Below are 19,118 nucleotides of genomic sequence, written 5' to 3' on the forward strand. Positions count from 1 at the left end.
GCTCTCCGTCATTCTCAGCCTCAGCCCCGCCTTGAAAACTCTCGACCCTCTGACCCCGCCGGCTCCGACCCCGCAGGCCCCGCCCCCGGCGGACCGGTCAGCCGGACACCGTCTGGAGCCCGGCGGCGACGCCCGCCCCGAGGCCCCGGTGCTCGACCCCGGGCAGCAGGCCCTCCGGGCCGACCGAACCGCGCACCCACTCGTCGTGGTAGACGGTGTCCATGTAGCGCTCGCCCAGGTCCGGCGAGATGGTCACGGCGGTCACCCGCTCGCGCACGCCGCCCGCGCCGTCGCCGTAGTGCTCGTTCAGCCAGCGCAGCGCGCCGCTGACGGCCGTCCCGGTGGAACCGCCGAACAGGAAGCCGCCGCGCATCAGTTCGCGGCAGGTGCGGACGGTGTCGGTCTCCTCGACGTGCACCGCCCGCTCCACCAGCGACTCGTCCAGCAGCGCGGGCCGCACGCTGGTGCCCAGACCCGGGATGTGCCGGGTGGCCGGCGGGGCGCCGAAGGTGACCGAGCCGACGCTGTCGACCGGGACGACCCGCACCGAGGGGCGCCGCTCGCGGAAGTACCGGGCGCAGCCCATCAGCGTCCCGGTCGTGCCCGCGCCGATGAACAGCACGTTCAGGTCCGGGAACTGGCGGGCGATGGCCGGCGCGGTGGTCCGGTAGTGCGCCATCCAGTTGCCCGGACTCAGGTACTGGTTGAGCCAGACCCGCTTCTCGTCGGCGGCGAGCAGCGCCTTGACGTGGCGGATCCGCGCACCGAGGAAGCCCTCGGTCTCGTGCGGCTCGGTGATCAGGTGCACCTCGGCGCCGTACGACTCCATGGTGCGGCGGGTGACCTCGTTGCAGCGAGAGTCGGTGACGCAGATGAACTTGTAGCCGCGGCTGGCGGCGAGCACGCTCAGGGCGACGCCCATGTTCCCGGACGAGGATTCCACCAGGGTCGAGCCGGGGCCGAGGACGCCCGCCGCCTCGGCCTGCGCGACCATTTCCCGGGCCGCTTTCAGCTTGATGGACCCGGCGAAGTTGAACCCTTCGACTTTCAGGAAGAGACGGTGCCCGAAGAACGGCTGCAGATTCACGAAGAGGTCGCTGACCTCGAATTCGTGCGACGCGGAAATGACCGGCACTGGAGACTCCTGGCCTTCGGTAACGAATTAGCCTCGGCGGCAAGCCTCCCGCCGGGCGCTGACGAGGGGCTGACGGACTGCTGACGGGGTCCGCGACCAGGGTTTCGGACCCGTCCTGAGGCGCGCGTCAGCCGTCCGTCAGTTGCCGGTCAGTTGCTCGTCAGCGCCATCGGAAAGCGTTTGTTATTCCGCACTTGCAGGCCTTCCACGAGGAGCCCGGTTTGAATCGGCCGTCCGCCATCAGTGAAGTCCTTCCACTCTCGCCGCTGCAACAGGGACTGCTCTTTCTCTCGGAGTACGACCGTGAGGGGACGGACGTCTACACCATTCAGCTGGTCCTCGACCTGGACGAGCTGACCGACGCCGATGCCGCCGCGCTGCGCACCGCGGCGGGCCTGCTCCTGGAGCGGCACCCCAACCTGAAGGCCTGCTTCCGGCACCGCAAGAACGGCGAGGCGATCCAGGTGATCCCCACGTCGGTCGAACTGCCGTGGCGCGAGGTCGCGGTGGCGGCCTCCGCCGAGGGGCCGGAGACGGAGTTCGACCGGCTCGCCGAGGAGGACCGGCTGCGCCGCTTCGACCTCGCCCGCCCGCCGCTCCAGCGGCTCACCCTGGCCCGCGCCGAGGGCGGGCGCTGCCGGCTGGTCTGGACCGTCCACCACATCCTGGTGGACGGCTGGTCGATGGTCTCGCTGATCGGCGAACTCGCCGCGCTCGCCGAGGAGCTGAAGGCCGGCGGCACCCCCGCCAAGCAGCCGCGGGCCGGCGCGGCCCGCTACCAGGCGCACCTGGCCTGGCTCGGCGCGCAGGACAAGGAGGCCGCCCGGCAGGCCTGGACCGCCGCCCTGGCCGGGGTCGTCGACCCGACCCGGCTGGTGCCGGCCGGCCGCGACCGGGCCGCCGGTGCGGCCGCGCTGCCGCAGGCCGTCCCGCTGGAGCTGACCCCCGAGGTCTCCACCGCGCTGACCGGCTTCGCCCGCTCGCGCGGCCTGACCGTCAACGCGGTGGTGCAGGGCTGCTGGGCGCTGCTGCTGTCCCGGCTGACCGGCCAGGACACCGTGCTGTTCGGCGCGGTCACCTCCGGCCGGCCGGCCGAGGTCCCGGACGTCGAGCGGATGGTGGGCCTGTTCGCCAACACGCTCCCGGTCCGGGTGGACGTCGACCCGGCCCGCACCCCGGCCGAGCTCTTCGCCGACGTGCAGCGGTCGCAGACCGCGCTGCTGGCGCACGAGCACCTGACCCTGGCGGAGGTCCAGCAGCTCACCGCCGTGCGCGGCGAACTCTTCGACACCGCCCTGATGTTCCAGAACTACCCGATGGGCGGCCTGCCGCTGGCCACTGGCACCGGCCCCCGGGTGACCGGCGCCGACGTCCGCTCCGCCACCCACTTCCCGGTCACCCTCACGGTCTTCCCCGGCACCCCGTTCGGCCTGGCCGTCAACCACGTGCCCGCGCTGGTCACCCGGGCCGAGGCCGAACTGGTCGGGCGGCGCTTCGCCCGACTGCTGGCCGCCGCCGTCGCCCGGCCCGACGAGCCGTGCGGCCGGCTGGACGTCCTGGACGAGGCCGAGCGCGCCGGGATCACCGAGACCCGCAACGCCACCGGGACGCCGCTGCCCGGCGACTGGCTGGCCCCGCTACTGGCCGCCCGGGCCGCCCGCACCCCGGACGCGCCCGCCGTGCGCTGCGGCGGGGAGCGCCTGACCTACCGCGAACTGCACGCCCGCGCCGACGCGCTGGCGCACGCCCTGCACGCCGCCGGGGCCGGCCCGGAGCAGGTGGTGGCGATCGCGCTGGACCGCTCCTGCGACCTGGTGGTCGCCGCCCTGGCCGTCCTCAAGTCCGGCGCGGCCTACCTGCCGCTGGACCCGGACTACCCGGCCGACCGGCTGCGCTACATGCTCGCCGACGCCGCCCCGGTGGTCACCCTCACCCACCGCCGGGTGCGCGAACTCCTCGCCGCCGAAGCCTCCGAAGGCGAGATGAGCACCGGCGAACTGTGGGTCCTGGACGGCCCGGACGCCGCGACCGGTGCGCCCGGGCAGCGCGTACCGGGCACGGCCCCGCGCGCCGACCACCCCGCCTACGTGATCTACACCTCGGGCTCCACCGGCCGCCCCAAGGGCGTCGTGGTGCCGCACCGGGCGCTGGTCAACCTGGTCGAGGACATGGTCGCCCGCTTCGCCGTGACCACCGAGGACCGCTTCCTCGCCGTCACCACCTTCGGCTTCGACATCGCCAACCTGGAGCTGTTCGTCCCGCTCGCCGCCGGCGCCGAACTGCTGGTCGCCGACCGCGAGACGGTCCGCGACCCGGCCGCCCTGGCGGACGCCGTCACCGGCCTGGACGCCACCCTGCTGCAGGCCACCCCCAGCCTGTGGCAGTCGCTCGCCGCCGACCACGCCCCCCGGCTGGCCGGCCTGCGCGCCCTGGTCGGCGGCGAGGCGCTGCCCGAGCCGCTGGCCCGCACCCTCACCGCGCACTGCGCGTCCGTGACCAACGTGTACGGCCCGACCGAGACCACCATCTGGTCCACCGCCGCGCCGCTGACCACCACCGCGGCCGGGCCGCCGCCGATCGGCGGCCCGATCGCCAACACCCGGGTGTACGTCCTGGACGGCGCGCTGCGCCCCGTCCCCGACGGCACCTTCGGCGACCTCTACCTCGCCGGCACCGGCCTGGCCCGCGGCTACCTGGGCCGCCCCGGCCTGAGCGCCGAGCGCTTCGTCGCCGACCCGTACGGCCCGAGCGGCGCGCGGATGTACCGCACCGGCGACATCGTCCGCTGGGACGCCGCCGGCACCGCCCTGGAGTACGCGGGGCGCAGCGACCACCAGGTGAAGATCCGTGGCTACCGCATCGAACTCGGCGAGATCGAGTCCGTGCTCGCGGCGCAGCCCGGAGTGACGCGGGCCGTCGTCACGGCCCGCACCGACCAGGCGGGGGACGCCCGCCTGGTCGCCTATGTCGTACCGGCAGGGATCGACCGCGACCGCATGCGGGAGCGGGCGTCATCGGTGCTGCCCACGCACATGATCCCTGCCGTGTACGTTCCCTTGGACGACCTGCCGCTGACCCCCAACGGCAAGGTCGACCGCAAGGCCCTGCCCGCCCCGCCGGACGAGCGGGCGGGCACCGGACGCGAGCCCGCGGGGGAGCGCGAGGAACTGCTCTGCGCGGTCTTCGCGGAGGCCCTCGGGCTCGACCGGGTCGGCGCCGACGACGACTTCTTCGAACTCGGCGGCCACTCGCTGTCCGCGACCAGGGTCGCCAACCGGCTGCGTGCCGCGCTCGGCGCGGACGTCCCGGTGCGGGCCCTGTTCGACGCCCGGACGGCCGAGGCGCTGGCCCGCGCCCTCGACCCGGAGTCGGCGGCCGCCGACGCGGCGGAGCCGGCCCCCCGGCGCCCCGCGCTGCGCGCCGTCCCGAACCGGCCGTCCTCGGTGCCGCTCTCGCACGCCCAGGAGCGGCTCTGGTTCCTGGACAAGATGGACGGCCCCACCGGCAGCTACAACATCCCGCTGGCGGTCCGCCTCACCGGCCCGCTGGACGCCGCCGCGCTGGCCGCCGCCGTCCGGGACGTGGTGGCCCGGCACGAGAGCCTGCGCACCGTCTTCGCCGAGGCCGACGGGCTGCCCTCGCAGCTGGTGCTCTCCGCCGAGGAGGCCGAGCAGGCCGGCGCCCCGCTGGTCGTGGTGGACCTCTCCGGGGCGGCGCCGGGCGCGCTGGAGGCGGCGCTGGCCGCCGAGGCCGCCCACCCCTTCGAGCTGTCCGCCCAGGTGCCGCTGCGGGCCCGGCTGTTCACCCTCGGCCGGGACAGCCACGCGCTGGCCCTGACGGTGCACCACATCGCCGCCGACGGCTGGTCGCTCGGCCCGCTCGCCCGCGACCTCTCCGACGCCTACCGGGCCCGGCTGGACGGCGCCGGGCCGCGCTGGGAGCCGCTGCCGGTGCAGTACGCCGACCACGCGCTCTGGCAGCGCGAACTGCTCGGCTCCAAGGACGACCCGGACAGCCTGGCCAGCGCCGAACTCGCGCACTGGCGCGAGGCGCTGGCGGGCATCCCGGAGGAGCTGGACCTGCCCACCGACTTCCCCCGCCCGGCCCGGGCCGGGCACCGCGGCGCCGAGGTCGAGTGCACGGTGCCCGCCGAGACCCACGCCCGGCTCGCCGAACTGGCCCGGCGCGGCGGCGCCAGCCTGTTCATGGCCGTCCAGGCGGGCCTGGCCGCGCTCCTCACCCGGCTGGGCGCGGGCACCGACATCCCGCTCGGCAGCCCGGTGGCCGGGCGCACCGACGACGCCGTCCGGGACCTGGTCGGCTTCTTCGTCAACACCGTGGTGCTGCGCACCGACACCTCGGGCGACCCGGCGTTCACCGCCCTGCTCGGGCGGGTCCGGGAGACCGACCTGACCGCCTACGGGCACGCCGAACTGCCCTTCGAGCACCTGGTGGAGGAGCTCAACCCGGTCCGCTCGATGGGCCGGCAGCCGCTCTTCCAGGTGATCCTGGCCTTCGAGAACAGTGCCGACCCGCTGCCCGCGATGCCCGGCCTGAGCGCCGAGGTGCTGCCGATCGGCAGCACGACGGCCAAGTTCGACCTGTCCTTCCAGGTGCTGGAGCGGACCGGCCCGGACGGCGCCCCGGCCGGACTGGACATCCGCCTGGAGTACCGCGAGGACCTGTTCACCGGGGCGACGGCGGCCCGCCTCGCCCGGGCCCTGGCCACCCTGCTCGACTCCGCCGCCCGCACCCCCGACGCGCCGCTCAGCGCCCTCGACCTGCTCACCGCCGAGGAGCGCCGCGTCCTGCTGGAGGAGTGGGCCGGCCCGACCGCCCCGTTCACCCCGGTCACCCTGACCGCCCTGTTCGAGGGCCTGGCGGCCGCCGACCCGGACCACCCCGCGCTGATCGGCCCGGACGGCGTACCGGCCGGCCCGGCGACGATGCGGCTGTCCTACGCGGCGCTCAACGAGCGGGCCAACCGGCTCGCCCACCTGCTGCTGGAGCGCGGGGTCGGCCCCGGCGACGTGGTCGCGCTGGCGATGCCGCGCTCCGCGCCGCTGGTGATCGCGCTGCTGGCGGTGCTCAAGACCGGCGCCGCCTACCTGCCGGTCGACCCGCAGTACCCGGCCGAGCGGATCGCCTACATGCTCGACGACGCGGCGCCCGCCCAGGTGCTGACCGTCGAGGCGGTCGCCGACCGGATCCCGGGGCTGCCCGAGGGCGTCGTCCCGCTGGTCCTGGACTCCCTGCGTACCCGGTCCGACCTGACCGGCCGGCCCGACCGCAACCCCGTCGACGCCGACCGCACCCGGCCGCTCGTCCCGCAGGACGTCGCCTACGTGATCTACACCTCGGGCTCCACCGGCCGCCCCAAGGGCGTCGCGGTGCCGCACCTGGGGGCGGCCAACCTGGCCGCCAACCACCAGGCGCGGATGGGCGCGGGGCCGGACACCCGGGTGCTGCAGTTCGCCTCGTTCAGCTTCGACGCCACCGTCTGGGAGCTCGGCGTCTCGCTGTACTCGGGCGGCACCCTGGTGGTCGCCACCGACGAGAGCCGGGTCTCCGGCGAGGTGCTGGGCGCGCTGCTCGCCGAGCACCAGGTCAACCACGTGGTGCTGCCGCCCACCGTGGTGGCCGGCCTGCCCGAGGACGTGGTGCTGCCCGAGGGCCTGCACCTGCTGGTCGGCGGCGAGGCCTGCCCGGCCGCGCTGGTCGACCGGTTCGCCCCGCTGACCGAGTTCCGCAACGCCTACGGCCCGACCGAGGCCTCGGTCTGCGCCACCTGGAGCGACCCGCTGCGCCCCGGCAGCGGCCGCCCGCCGATCGGCCGCCCGCTGGACAACCACCGGCTGTACGTCCTGGACGACGCCCTCGCGCCCGCGCCGGTCGGCGTCACCGGCGAGCTGTACATCGCCGGCACCGGCCTGGCACACGGCTACCTGCGCCGCCCCGTCACCACCGCCGAGCGCTTCGTCGCCGACCCGTACGGGCCGGCCGGCACCCGGATGTACCGCACCGGCGACCTGGTCCGCTGGCGGGCCGACGGCACGCTCGACTACGTCGGCCGGGTGGACCACCAGGTGAAGCTGCGCGGCTTCCGGATCGAGCTCGGCGAGATCGAGGCCGCGCTGGTGCGCCACCCGGTGGTCGTGCAGGCCGCGGTGCAGGTCGCGCCCTCGCCCACCGGCGTGCCCCAGCTGACCGGGTACGTGGTGCCGCTGCCCGGCGTCGCCGCCGTCGACGTGCCGGTGCTGCGCGCGTTCGTCGCCGAGTCGCTGCCCGCGCACATGGTGCCCGCGACGCTGGTGACGCTGCCCGCGCTGCCGCTGACCGCGAACGGCAAGCTCGACACCCGCGCCCTGCCGGCGCCCGGTGCCGCGCCCGCCGCCGCGCAGGCCCCGGTGCGGAGGCCGGGCACGCCGGCCGAGGAGGTCATCGCCGGGGTCTTCGGCGAGATCCTCGGCCTCGACCAGGTCGGCGCCGACGGGGACTTCTTCGACCTCGGCGGCGACAGCCTGCGCTCGGTGCAGATCGTCAGCCGGGCCGCGAAGGCCGGGCTCACGCTCTCGCTGGCCGACGTCTTCACCCACAAGACGGTGGCGGCCCTCGCCGCCGCCGCCCGGCCCGCAGGCTCGCAGCGGCTCCCCGCGACGGTGCTGGAGCCGGTGCTGCCGATCCGGCCGGCCGGCACCGCCGAGCCGCTGTTCTGCGTGCACGGCGGGGTCGGCTTCGGCCTGCCGTACGCGGAGCTGGCCCCGCACCTCGACCCGGCCCGGCCGGTGTACGCGCTGCAGTCCGACGGCATCGCCGCGCCCGAGGGGGAGTGGGAACGGCCGCAGGGCGTGCGGGAACTGGCGGCCACGTACCTGGCGAGGATCCGCCGGGTGCAGCCGCACGGCCCGTACCACCTGCTGGGCTGGTCCTTCGGCGGGCTGGTCGCGCACGAGATGGCGGTGCAGCTCCAGGCGGCGGGCGAGCGGGTGGCCTTCCTGGCGGCGCTGGACGTCTTCCCGGTGCTGCCGGGCGACCACAACCCGACCGACGAGGAGATCCGCGGGGCCTTCCTCGCCCACCACGCCGCCGGGGCGGGCATCGACGACGGGGAGCTGCGCCGGCTGATGGCGGTGATGCGCCACCACACGGACATCGCCCGGGAGTTCACCCCCGGCCGGTTCGACGGCTCGCTGCTGCTGTTCACCGCCGCCGACGAGGTGCAGGGCGCCCCCGCCGCCGAGCTCGCCGACCGCTGGCGCGCGCACCTGACCGGCGCGCTGACGGTGCACGACGTCGCCTGCGGCCACGAGGAGATGCTCGGCCGGGAGGCGGCCGGCCGGATCGGTGCGGTGGCCGACGCCGCGCTGCGCCGGTCCTGAACGACCGGACGGCCGGGCCCGGAATCCGGGCCCGGCCGTCACGGGGCCGTCGGCGGCTCCCCAGCCGGGGAGCCGCCGGCGTGCCGGGGCGAACTGCCCTCGCCCCGACGGGACTTACAGCGAGGGATCCTGCATCAGGATCGCCTGGTAGAGGTGGTGGAGACGACGACTCGGCTTGAGCCCCAACTCGTCGTCGAGCCACTTCCGGGTGCGGTGGAAGATGTCGACGGCCTCCGACTGCCGGCCGCACCGGTAGAGGGCGATCATCAACTGCTCGCTGAACCGCTCGCGTTCCGGGTACTGGGCGAGCAACTGCTTCAGCTCGGCCACCACCGTCCCCGCCTCGCCCGCTTGCAGCTGGGCCGAGATCAGGTCCTCCCGCGCGGTCTTGCGCTGCTCGTCCAGACGCAGCGCTACGGCACGGCACCAGGGCCCGTCGCTCGTGTCGAGCAGGGCCGGTCCGCGCCACATCCCGAGCGACTTGCGGAGCGTGTCCATCGCTTCGTACGGCCGGTCGCTGACCAGCCCCGCGCCTTTCTCCGCCGTCCGCAGGAACCGGTACGCGTCGACCGCGTCCTCCGAGACGTTGAGCATGTAACCGTTGTCAACCGTGCGGATGAGTTCCTGGTCCGGCCCCTCCAGACCAAGTTCCGCCAACGATTTGCGCATGCGTTTGACATTGGCCTGCAAGGCGTTGCGCGCGTTCTTGAGCGGCGCTTCCCCCCACAGCTCGTCGATCAGTTCGTCGAACGCGACCACCTGACCGGCGTTGAGCGCCAGCATGGTGAGCATCACGCGATTCTTCTTCGCCCGTAGACCTACGGTGCGCTGACCGTCGCCGATCAATAGTGGGCCTAATATGGAGATGTACACCAAATTCCCCGTCCCTAGCGGTGAACTCCAGCCACAAGCTTTTCTCCTGTGACCTCGGCCCGGCCACCGTCAACAGTGGTCGACGTGTTTGGGGTGGCCTGACAAAGGGGAAAAGCCTGGGTATCATTCGCGCTGGTCAAGTATCGGACACGCCTGGGTCGTCCGGCCATGTACCTTCGTACATGAGTTGATGAACCTGCGCCACCAACCCCACCTGAAGCCGCGACTCCACTCCCAGTTTCGCCAGGATGTTGGCGACATGCGCCTTCACCGTGCGCTCCGTGACGTGCAGTCGGGCGGCGATGCCGCGGTTGGAGTGTCCGGCACCGATCAGGTCGAAGACCTGCCGTTCCCGTCCGGACAACGTCCCGACCCGGGTGAGTTCGTTGCGCCAGCGCGCCGAGGCGAGGCTGCCGTCACTGTGCATGGCCACCCCCCTGACCGCCCCCTGCTTCCCCGTGGCGCGTCCACCGGCAGTTGCGCCCCCCCGTCACCGGGAAGGTCGTTCACGTGCCGACGAACGCGCATGCGATTCTACAACTCCCGTAACAAACCACCACGGGACAGTCGGCGTCAAACCCCTTGTCACGACTGGTTGTGGCCAGGCGCCTGCACCAAACGCACACGAAAAGGACCGGGGAGGGGCTAAGCCCTTCCCCGGCCGTCGAGTTGGACGGGTCCCGTGTTACGGGAGGGTCGTGCGTGCCGCCGAGGCCGCCGCCGCGGCGGCCACGATGGCCGGCATCCGCGGGGTCCGGGTCGTGGTCTGGCGCGCGAGCCGCGAGGGCCAGAAGGTCTTCCAGCCGAGCAGGGTGACCACGGCCGGCAGGACGACGATCCGGATCACCGTCGCGTCGAGCAGCACCGCGCAGGCCATGCCCACCCCCATCTGCTTCATCTCGATGAAGTTCAGCGAGGCCAGCAGGGCGAACACGCAGACCATCACCACCGCGGCGCTGGTCACCACGCCGGCCGTGCGGGTGATGCCCTGCTCGACCGCCTCCTTGACGGAGAGCCCGCCGCGCGCCGCCTCCCGGATCCGGCTGACCACGAAGACGTGGTAGTCCATCGACAGGCCGAGCAGGATCACGAAGAGCATCAGCGGCAGCCAGGCCACCACCCGGCCGGTGGACTCGAAGTGCAGCAGGTCCTCCGCCCAGGTGTGCTGGAAGATCAGCGCGAGCAGGCCGAAGGAGGCCGCCGCGGACAGCACGTTGAGCACCACGGTGATCAGCGCGAGCACCACCGAGCGGAACGCGGCGGTCATCACCAGGAAGGTCAGCACCAGGGCCACTCCGAGCACCCAGGGCATCTTGTGCATGACGTTCGCCCGGTAGTCGACGTCGAACGCGACGTCGCTGCCGCCGACCGCGAACTCGGCGCCCGCGACCGTGCCGAGGGTCTGCGGGGCGAGGTCCTGGCGCAGCCGGGCCAGCGAGGCGCGGGCCTGCGGGGAGCCGCTGTCGAAGTGGGTGCCGATCGCGATGGTGGCGACCGTGCCGTCGGGGGAGGTGCGGACGACCGGCGCGGGGTTGTGCACGAAGAGGTCGTCCTGCGAGGCGCGTTCGACCAGCGACTCCACCGCGGTGCCCAACTGCGCCGTCCGGTCGGCCGGGACCTTCACCGCGACGGTGTGGGTGTCGGCCTGGCTCGGGAAGGAGTGGGTCAGCCGCTCGTTGGCCTGCATCGCCGGGATCGACCGGGGCAGGTCGTCGATCCCGGTGGCCTTGAGCTTCAGGCCGAGGGCGGGCAGCGCGAGGACGAGCAGCGCGCCGACCGAGACCACCAGTGCGATCACCGGGTGGCGCAGGGCGGGCTTGAGCATGGTCGACCACAGCCGCGGCTTGACCCCTCCCTTCTGGGTGAGCCGCCACACCAGCGGGACCCGCGGCGCGTCCAGGTAGCGGCCGAACCGGGACAGCATGGCCGGCAGCACGGTCAGCGAGGAGGTGATCGCGATGGCGACCACCAGCACCGCGCCGGTGGCCATCGACTCGAAGGCGATGTGCCCTGCGAGGTAGAGCGCCCCCATCGAGATCATGACGACCACGCCGGACACCAGCACCGAGTGCCCGGAGGTGGCGGCCGCGATCTCGATGGCGTCGATGTTGTTGGCGCCCAACGCCCGCTCCTCGCGCTGGCGCTTGAGGTAGAACAGCGAGTAGTCGACCCCGATGGCCATGCCCATCAGCACGATGACGTGCGTCACCGGCCCCGGATCGGGCACCAGTTGGGAGGCCACCCCCCACAGGCCCAGCCCGGCGAGCACCGAGGACAGGCCGAGGACGACCGGGACGCTCGCGGCGACGATCGCGCCGAACACGAAGACCATCACGAGCAGCGTCACCGGCAGGCTCAGCACGGTCGCCTTGCCGAGGTCCTTGCTCAGCATCTCGTTGAGCCCGGCCTTGATCGAGCCGGCGCCGACGAGTTCCATCCGCAGCTCGGTGTGCGACGAGTGGGTCCTCGCCACGGTGTCGATGAGCGGCTGCACCCGGTCGGCGGAGGTCTCCGGATCGCCGTCGAGGGTCACCGGGACGAGCAGGGCCGAGCCGTCCGGCGCGGGCACCGGGGCGTCGATCGAGCTGATGCCGGGGAGGGCCTTCAGGTCGCGGGTGGCGTCCGAGGCCGCGGACTGCGCCTGGACGGGGTCGAGCCGGCCGCCGCCCCACGGGGTGATGAGGACGTTCTCCACCGCGCGCTCCTGGAGGCCGCCGCTGCGGGCGATCGCGGCCGCCCGGCCGGACTGGCCGATGGCGAGGTCGGAGGTGGTGGCCTGCCGGGTGCCCGTGACGCCGCCGACCACGAGGGCCGCCACGACGAACGCCACCCAGAGCGCGATCGCCCACCAGGGGTGGACGGCGCTCCACCGAGCGGCCCTGGTGATCACGTTCCTGCCTTCCACGATCACGTTCCCCTCCTCAAAAGAAATGCCCGGATCAAGACACGGGCCTGACTTGTGAGTCCGGCCGGTGCGGTGCGGCGTTCGCCTGCATCACTGAATCTAGTGACGCTTCGACGCATGATCACGGGTACAACTTCGACGATTGGAGGGGGAGTTTCTTCTACTTGACAGCCGACCCGAGAGGGCTGCCGCCGGATTCCCCGGGCGGAATTTGATACCACATCCGCCGGGACACGTTAAAGGGCCCGTCGCCGATCAGTGCGACGGACCCCGCGTATTCCTCGGGCAGCGGCAGGTCGGTGACTCTCCACGGCCCGGGCAACGGACCGGAGCGTGCGTACACGGTGGCTTCCGGTCCGTCGTGGGCGACCGGGATCCCCATGCCCTGGGTGAGTCTGGCGCCCGAGGCCTTCACACACGCCTCCTTCCTGGTCCACAGCCGGGTGAAGGCGTCGGGCCCGCCCCGGGCCACCAGCTCCCGTTCGTCCGGGGGGAAGAAGCGACCGGCCAGCCGGGCGGTGTCCAGCTCGGCGCGGGCCAGCTCGACATCCACGCCGACCGGCCGTGATGCCAGGGCGAGCAGGGCGATCTCGCCCGAGTGGGACAGGTTGAAGTGCAGGCCCGGCGCGTCCTCGACGGCCGGCTTCCCCCACGGGCCGCGGCTGAAGCGCAGCCCGGCCGGGGGGCGGCCGAGGCGCTCGCCGAGGACGATCCGGGTGGCGGCGTGCGCGAGCACGAAGCGGCGCCGCAGCCCGGGCAACTGTCCGCTCCGGGCGCGCGCCCGCTCCTGCTCGTCGAGCAGTTCCTCCAGGTGCGGCGGGTACCCGTCCGGGGCGCCCTGGGCGGCTTCGCCGTCCGGGCGGTCCGGGTGCTCGCCACCGGTCAGCGGAATCTGCCAGATCTCGACCGTATCCCGACCGACCGGTTGTTCTGTCCCGTTCAGAACCGGCCCACCTTTCCGGTGTGCAGCCCCTGGAACAGATTCAGCTTCTGGATGTTCCGTGTCCCCTCCATGAACTCCACGCCCCGTGCGTCCCGGGCGAGTTTGTCGAGGAGCGGGTGGTCCAGCCGGGCGCCGGGCCCGAAGAAACCCAGCGCGCGCATCGTGACGTCCTCGGCGAGTTCGCAGGCGCGGGCCTTCGCCGCCGAGGAGAGGTGCCCGGCGGCCGGCTTGCGGTCCACCGCGAGGGCCGCCCGGTAGGTCAACCGGCGGGCCGCGTCGATCCGCTGGCCGAGCGACTCGAACAGCTCGCGCTCCGCGCCGCGCAGTTCCCGGCGGTTCTCGGCGACGTAGTCGTGGGCGGCCCGGGCGATACCGAGGGCGATCGCGGCCACACTCGGGCGGAGCTGGTTGAAGACCGAGACGATGCTCCACATCCCCCGCCGGGTCGGCGGCAGGTGGGCGCCGAGCACCCGTTCGGCCGGCACGTGCACCCCGTCGAGGGTGATCCGGGTCAGCTGGACGCCGCGCAGGCCGAGGGTGGGCAGCGGCTCCGCCCGGAAGCCGGGGTCGGCGGTGTCCACCAGGACGGCCAGCACACCGAGCCGCTCGGTGCCCGCGACCCGCGCGAACACGGCGCCCAGGTCGGCCCGGGCGGCGTTGCCGACGTAGCGCTTCTCGCCGTCCAGGACGTACGAGCCGTCGCCCACCGGGGTCAGCGTGGTGGTCATCTCGCCGATGGCCGAGCCGCGGTCGGGCTCGGTGAGGCCGAAGCAGGTCCAGCGGGGGCGTTCGGCGAGCCGGCCGTACACCCAGTCCTTCTGGGCCTGGCTGCCGAGCACGCTCAGCAGCACCCCGCACATCGAGGCGCCGGGCGCGCCCAGCATCATCCCGGCATCGCCGCGCGCCAGTTCCTCGCTCACCAGGACCCGTTCCAGGGTCGCCAGGCCGTGCGCGGGGCCGGCACCGGCCTCGGCGGACGCCCGGTCCCACTCCGGCGGCACCTGGTGGCCGGCCAGGAAGCGCACGGCGGGCAGGTCCAGGAAGCGGTGGACGGCCTCCGGGTCCCGGTCGAGGTCGAGCGCGCCCGCCCGCAGGTCTTCGGCCCACCGCCGCACGTGCCGGTGCGTGGTTTCCAGCGGGCCGGGCAGGCTGATCACACGTTCCCCTTCCGGGAGTCGACGTTCTGTGCCGTGTCCCCGGCCGGCCCCGGCCAGCCGCAGTACACGTCGGCGAGGAGCTCGGAGGCGTACGCCGCCCGGCCCGGCCCCTCGGCGGTGAAACCGTACGCCCCGAGCAGCCGCAGCAGTGCGCGGTCGGCCTGGGTGATCTGGGCCTGGAGGCGGGCGAGGGCCGGGCCGTCCAGCGGCCGGGCGGGGGCCGGCGGAGAGTCGTCCGGCCCCTCGGTGAGGTCGTCGAGGACGCCCTCGATCTCCAGGTGGTCGATCAGCACGTCGGCGAGCGCGCCCTTGACCAGCTGTTGCAGCAGCAGCGAGGAACCCTCGACCTGGCGGCCCGCGAGGTAGGCCAGGCAGGCCTCCCGCAGCCGCTCGGACGCGCCGAGCCGCAGCCAGGCGAGGCCGGTGCCCCAGTCGTGGGCGTCGGGGCCGGCGGGCGCCCGGGTGGCGTCGGCGGGGCTCAGGACGGCCAGACCGGGCACCGGGTCCAGGCCCCCATTCCCGTCCTCGTCCCCGTCCTCGTCGTCGCCGAACTCGGCGTACTCGCCGAGGAGTTCGCGCGGGACCACGGCGTGCCCGCGCGGGCCGCGCGGTGCCACCCCGGGGGACAGCGCGCGGGAGAGCAGGGTCAGTGCGGGGACGAGGCCGTCGTTGCGCGCGCTCGTCCGGGCCTCCTGCCAGTGCTCGCGCACCTCGGCCGGAACCGTCATCGGACCCCCAACTCCCCCGTGTCGAGTGTGCAGTAGGCCAGGAAGCCGCGTTCCCGGTCGTAGTCGGCCACCACCACCGGGCGGTCCCGGTCGGCGGCGGCGAGCAGGGCGGCCCAGCCGCCGGTGGCGGGCTGTCCGGCCGCCACCTTGGTCCACGGACCGCCGTGTGCCGGAAGTTCAGCACAGCCGTCGGACAGGCCGGAGCCGGTGACCAGCGCGGCCGAGGCGTCCCAGCCGGCGAACAGCCCCGGCTCCGGGAGGCCCTGGGCCGCGCCGCCCAGCGGCGCGTCGCCGCCGTCCCAGTGGATCAGCAGCGCGACCGCGGCGTCCGCGTGGACGGCGCTCTGCCCCGTCGCGGGCAGCGGGAACGGCTGGGTTCCCTGGTCCACGACCAGCAGCAGCAGCCGAGACCAGCCGCACCGCCGGGCGTACTCCACGGCGACCCGCAGCGCGCTGAACGGCGCCAGGACGCCCTGGTCGGACAGGGCGAAGGAGAGCGGCTCGCCCGGCAGCCGCCCCTTCACGCAGGAGGCGACCAGCTCGGCGTGGTCGAAGTCCGGCGCGGAGTAGGCGACCACCACCACCTCGGGGCACTCCTCGGCGGTCAGCGGGCCCAGCGCGTCGAGCGCGCCGTGGGCCAGCTCCACCGAGGTGCGCCGCCCCGAGGCGGCGAACTGCTCGCGGTCGAAGTCCGCGCCGTAGAGCGCCCCGAGCTCGCGGTAGAAGTCCTCCCGCGCGGCCTCCGGCCGGTACGGCGCGCCAGGCCCCGGCGGGGTGTGGGCGCCGGCCCGGATCAGCCGCGGCAGGACCGCCGCCGGGGCCGGGCCGGGCGTGCCGTCCGCGCCGGCCGGGGCCGGACGCCGTACGGGCGCAGTCGCGCGGAACATGCTTAGGCGCTCGCTTCCGCGGCGACGAAGCCGGCCAGCGAGCCCACGGTCTCGAAGTGGGTCATGTCCAGCTCGTCGGCGTCGAACTGCACGTCGAGGATCTCCTCGATGGTGATGAGCAGTTCGAGCGCGCTGCTGGAGTCCAGGCCCAGCTCGTCGAAGAGGCGGACGCCCGGGTCGGCGCCGGAGACGTCCTTGTTGAGGACCTCCGACAGGCCCTTGCGGACGGCGTCGACGTACTTCACGTCGGCCACGGTGTTGGCAGTATCGCTCATGGTGTTCTCCTCGGACTGGTCCCGGCCGTGGGTCGGCCGGTCGGTGGTCAGTTCTGGTCGTCGCCGGGGGCCGCGTACAGCCGCTGGCGGCCGAGCATGGCCTCGACGTCGTCGCGCTCCCGGATCAGGTGCGCCCGCCCGTCCAGGACGAGCACCTCCGCCGGGTAGCCGTGGCTGAGGAAGTGCACCGGCGAGGCCGTCGGCCCGTACGCGCCGGAGCGCTGCACCCCGATCAGCTCGCCGGCCCGCAGCGCCGGCATCGGCACCTTCTTGCCGATGACGTCGTTGGGCGTGCAGAGCGGGCCGGTGATGTGCCAGGGCTCGGTGGCCGGCTCGTCCAGCCGCTCCAGCGCGGCCATCGGGAAGTTGCGCTTCACGTACGAGCCGATGCCGACGGCCGCCATGTGGTGGTTGGTGCCGCCGTCGGTGACCGCGAAGTTCTCGCCCATCGAGGTCTTGGTGTAGCGCACCCGGGTGACGTAGGTGCCGGACGCGGCGACCAGGAAGCGGCCCAGCTCCATGATCATCCGGGTCTCCGGGTGCCGGGCGCGGAAGTCCGCGATCAGCGGGTTGAGCCCGGCGGTCAGCTCGGCGACGTCGAGGTCCTTCTCGTTGTCGAAGTAGGCGATGCCGAGGCCGCCGCCGACGTCGACCGTCTCCAGCGGGAAGCCCAGCTCGGTGGAGAGGCGCTCGGCCAGCTCCAGGATCCGCCGGGTGTTCTCGACGACGGACTCCTCGATCAGGATGCGGGTGCCCAGATACACCTGGACGCCCATCAGCCGGATGTTGGGGTAGCGGCCGGCGAGGTCCTTGCCCTCGGCCAGCAGCAGCTCCTCGTCGGTGCCGAACTGGCGCGGCTTGCCGCCCATGGTCAGGCCCGAACCCTTCACCGAGAAGCGCGGGTTGACCCGCAGCGCGACCCGGGCGGTGATCCCGCGCTCGCGGGCCACCTCGTCGATCAGGTCCAGCTCGCCGATCGACTCGCAGACGATCGCGTGGATGTCCTCGTCCAGGCAGGCCGCCACCTCGCCGCGGCTCTTGCCCGGGCCGAGGAAGATGATGTCGCGCGGCTCGACCCCGGCCCGGCGGGCGGTGACCAGCTCCGTCAGCGAGGACACCTCGGCGCGCGAGCCCAGGCTGTGCAGCAGCGCGCAGACGGAGATGTTGGGGTTCGCCTTGAGCGAGTAGAAGACCTCCAGCGCCGGGTGCAGCGCCTCGCGCAGCCCCTGGAAGCGGGTGGTGATCTCCTCGCCGTCGTACAGGTAGAGCGGGGTGCCGAACTCCTCGGCGAGCTCGGTGATCCCGAGGCCCTGCACCTCGAATGCGACGCTCACGGTCAGCTCCGTTCCGGGTAGGCCGCGAGGCGGCGGGTGATGTCGGTGTCGAGCGCCTCGATCTCCTCGTCGGAGGCACCGACGAGCACGCCGTACAGCCGGCCCTCGAAGCCGTCCGCTTCGGTGTCGGCGGCGGTGCCCGCGGCGGCGTTCACCGTGGCGTAGTTGTTCACGAACAGGCCGCGCGGGCGCGGGCCCCGCTCGGTCAGCAGCAGCCCGTCCAGCACCTCGGCCAGTTCGGCGAAGGGCAGCGGGCGGGTCAGCCGCAGCGGGAAGTGCCGGGCGACGGCGACGTCGTCGGCCCCGGCCAGGCCGCCCTCGTGCACCACGTTCTGGTACGTGGACATGTTGTTGCGGGCGTTGATCTCGATGACCGGGTACAGGCCCTCGTCCGGGTCGACCATCGCGTCGACGCCGACCACGCCGTAGTAGCCGTCGGCGGCGAGCCGCTCGCCGAGCCGCAGCGCCGTCGCCTCGATCTCGGCGACCTGCCCGTCGGTCAGCCGGGCCGGGATCCGGTGACCCTTGTGGACGCCGCCCTCGGTCAGCAGCTCCTTGACGAAGTCGAAGTGCGTGGAGCCGTCCCGGCCCACCGTGAACTGGTAGTTGAGGTCGCAGCGCTTGGCGACCCACTCCTCGATCACCAGCGCGGTGCGCGGGGCCCCGCCTGCGGCCTTGGCGGCGCGCTCGGCCTGCTGGACCGCCATCCGGTGCAGCCGGCCCAGGCGGGCCTCGGAGTCCAGCACGACGATGCCCTTGCCGGACACGCCGAACGCGTCCTTCAGCACCACCTTGCGGCCCGCCGCCAGCAGTTCACCGGCCGCGGCCACCGCCTCGGCCAGCTCCTCCAGCGTCTCGCAGGCCCAGCCGCGGGCCTGGCGGATGCCCAGCTCGTCGGAGAGCCGGCGGCTGTACACCTTGCTGTTGACCCGCTTGCAGACCGCGGCGGTCGGCGCGCCCAGCTGCAGCCCGGTGCGCTCGGCCAGCTCCTCCTCGACGGTGGAGATGCCGTGCGCGGTCAGCCGGGCGCCCTCGGCGGCGACGGCGGACAGCGCGCGCAGCAGCTCGGGGTCGGCGAGGGCGTCCTCGCTGACGGTGCGCTGCGGGTCCTGGCCGGCCACCACGTGCACGGTGGGCAGCTCCAGGCCGAGGCCCTCCAGGTAGCCGCGGTAGCCCTCGTCCAGGGCGGTCTTCAGCACGACGTGGTCGTCCTTGCCGCCGAGCAGCAGCGCGAACTCGTCCATGCGGTTCACCACCGCACTGCCCGCGTGCGAGGCGACCCGGGGCAGCGCGGGCTCGCCGAGCGCCCAGTGGTTCTCCACCTCGAAGTTGCCCAGGAACACCAGCGGGGTGTCCGCGGACCCGGTCACGGCGCGCTTGAGGCGCGCGCTGAAGCCGGAGGACGGTAGATGCATGTCGACCTCGTCATTTCTCGTGTGCGCTCGGGCGCGGTGCGGCGGGTGCGCAGGTGCTGCGGGTGCGGGTGCTGGTGCGCCGGTACT

At 73.7% G+C, this 19,118-nt stretch carries 12 protein-coding genes; 1 reads left to right on the forward strand and 11 read right to left on the reverse strand.

Annotated features, from left to right (window positions below):
* Positions 1-97: 97 nt before the first annotated feature.
* Positions 98-1,135, reverse strand: coding sequence for a 2,3-diaminopropionate biosynthesis protein SbnA (gene sbnA / locus ACFVX9_RS08490; RefSeq protein WP_063348730.1), 1,038 nt, complete (start codon positions 1,133-1,135; stop codon positions 98-100).
* A gap of 221 nt (positions 1,136-1,356) precedes the next feature.
* On the opposite strand from sbnA, the gene ACFVX9_RS08495 reads away from it, so the two are divergent.
* Positions 1,357-8,514, forward strand: coding sequence for an amino acid adenylation domain-containing protein (locus ACFVX9_RS08495; RefSeq protein ID WP_387981033.1), 7,158 nt, complete (start codon positions 1,357-1,359; stop codon positions 8,512-8,514).
* Between the two features lie 114 nt (positions 8,515-8,628).
* Here ACFVX9_RS08495 and ACFVX9_RS08500 read toward each other — a convergent pair whose 3' ends face one another.
* From ACFVX9_RS08500 to ACFVX9_RS08545, 10 genes are all read right to left on the reverse strand, one after another.
* Positions 8,629-9,387: an AfsR/SARP family transcriptional regulator gene (locus ACFVX9_RS08500; protein WP_279634911.1), complete on the reverse strand. Its 759-nt coding sequence runs from the start codon at positions 9,385-9,387 to the stop codon at positions 8,629-8,631.
* Positions 9,388-9,523: 136 nt separating this feature from the next.
* Entirely contained in the window at positions 9,524-9,814 is a 291-nt protein-coding gene (locus ACFVX9_RS08505; RefSeq protein WP_107453059.1) for a helix-turn-helix transcriptional regulator, read from the reverse strand.
* A gap of 258 nt (positions 9,815-10,072) precedes the next feature.
* Complete coding sequence (locus tag ACFVX9_RS08510; RefSeq protein WP_380487430.1) at positions 10,073-12,298, reverse strand: MMPL family transporter; 2,226 nt, start codon at positions 12,296-12,298, stop codon at positions 10,073-10,075.
* Positions 12,299-12,452: 154 nt separating this feature from the next.
* Entirely contained in the window at positions 12,453-13,052 is a 600-nt protein-coding gene (locus ACFVX9_RS08515) for a 4'-phosphopantetheinyl transferase superfamily protein (RefSeq protein WP_371518148.1), read from the reverse strand.
* A 179-nt stretch (positions 13,053-13,231) separates the two neighbouring features.
* The gene (locus ACFVX9_RS08520) at positions 13,232-14,392 is read right to left on the reverse strand and encodes an acyl-CoA dehydrogenase family protein (RefSeq protein ID WP_380378840.1); all 1,161 of its coding nucleotides are present in this window, start codon (positions 14,390-14,392) and stop codon (positions 13,232-13,234) included.
* On the reverse strand, positions 14,389-15,120 hold the full coding sequence (locus ACFVX9_RS08525) for a hypothetical protein (protein ID WP_380335734.1): 732 nt from the start codon (positions 15,118-15,120) through the stop codon (positions 14,389-14,391). The genes ACFVX9_RS08520 and ACFVX9_RS08525 overlap by 4 nt, the downstream gene beginning before the upstream one ends.
* A complete protein-coding gene (locus ACFVX9_RS08530; protein ID WP_380427785.1) occupies positions 15,117-16,007 on the reverse strand; it encodes a hypothetical protein in 891 nt (296 codons plus the stop codon). The genes ACFVX9_RS08525 and ACFVX9_RS08530 overlap by 4 nt, the downstream gene beginning before the upstream one ends.
* Positions 16,008-16,009: 2 nt before the next feature.
* A complete protein-coding gene (locus ACFVX9_RS08535) occupies positions 16,010-16,282 on the reverse strand; it encodes an acyl carrier protein (protein ID WP_063348736.1) in 273 nt (90 codons plus the stop codon).
* A gap of 47 nt (positions 16,283-16,329) precedes the next feature.
* Entirely contained in the window at positions 16,330-17,616 is a 1,287-nt protein-coding gene (locus ACFVX9_RS08540) for a type III PLP-dependent enzyme (protein ID WP_063348737.1), read from the reverse strand.
* A 2-nt stretch (positions 17,617-17,618) separates the two neighbouring features.
* Entirely contained in the window at positions 17,619-19,031 is a 1,413-nt protein-coding gene (locus ACFVX9_RS08545) for an ATP-grasp domain-containing protein (RefSeq protein WP_063348738.1), read from the reverse strand.
* Between the last annotated feature and the right edge of the window lie 87 nt (positions 19,032-19,118).

The organism is Kitasatospora sp. NPDC058243 (assembly GCF_042882025.1).
In the GTDB taxonomy this organism is placed as follows: domain Bacteria; phylum Actinomycetota; class Actinomycetes; order Streptomycetales; family Streptomycetaceae; genus Kitasatospora.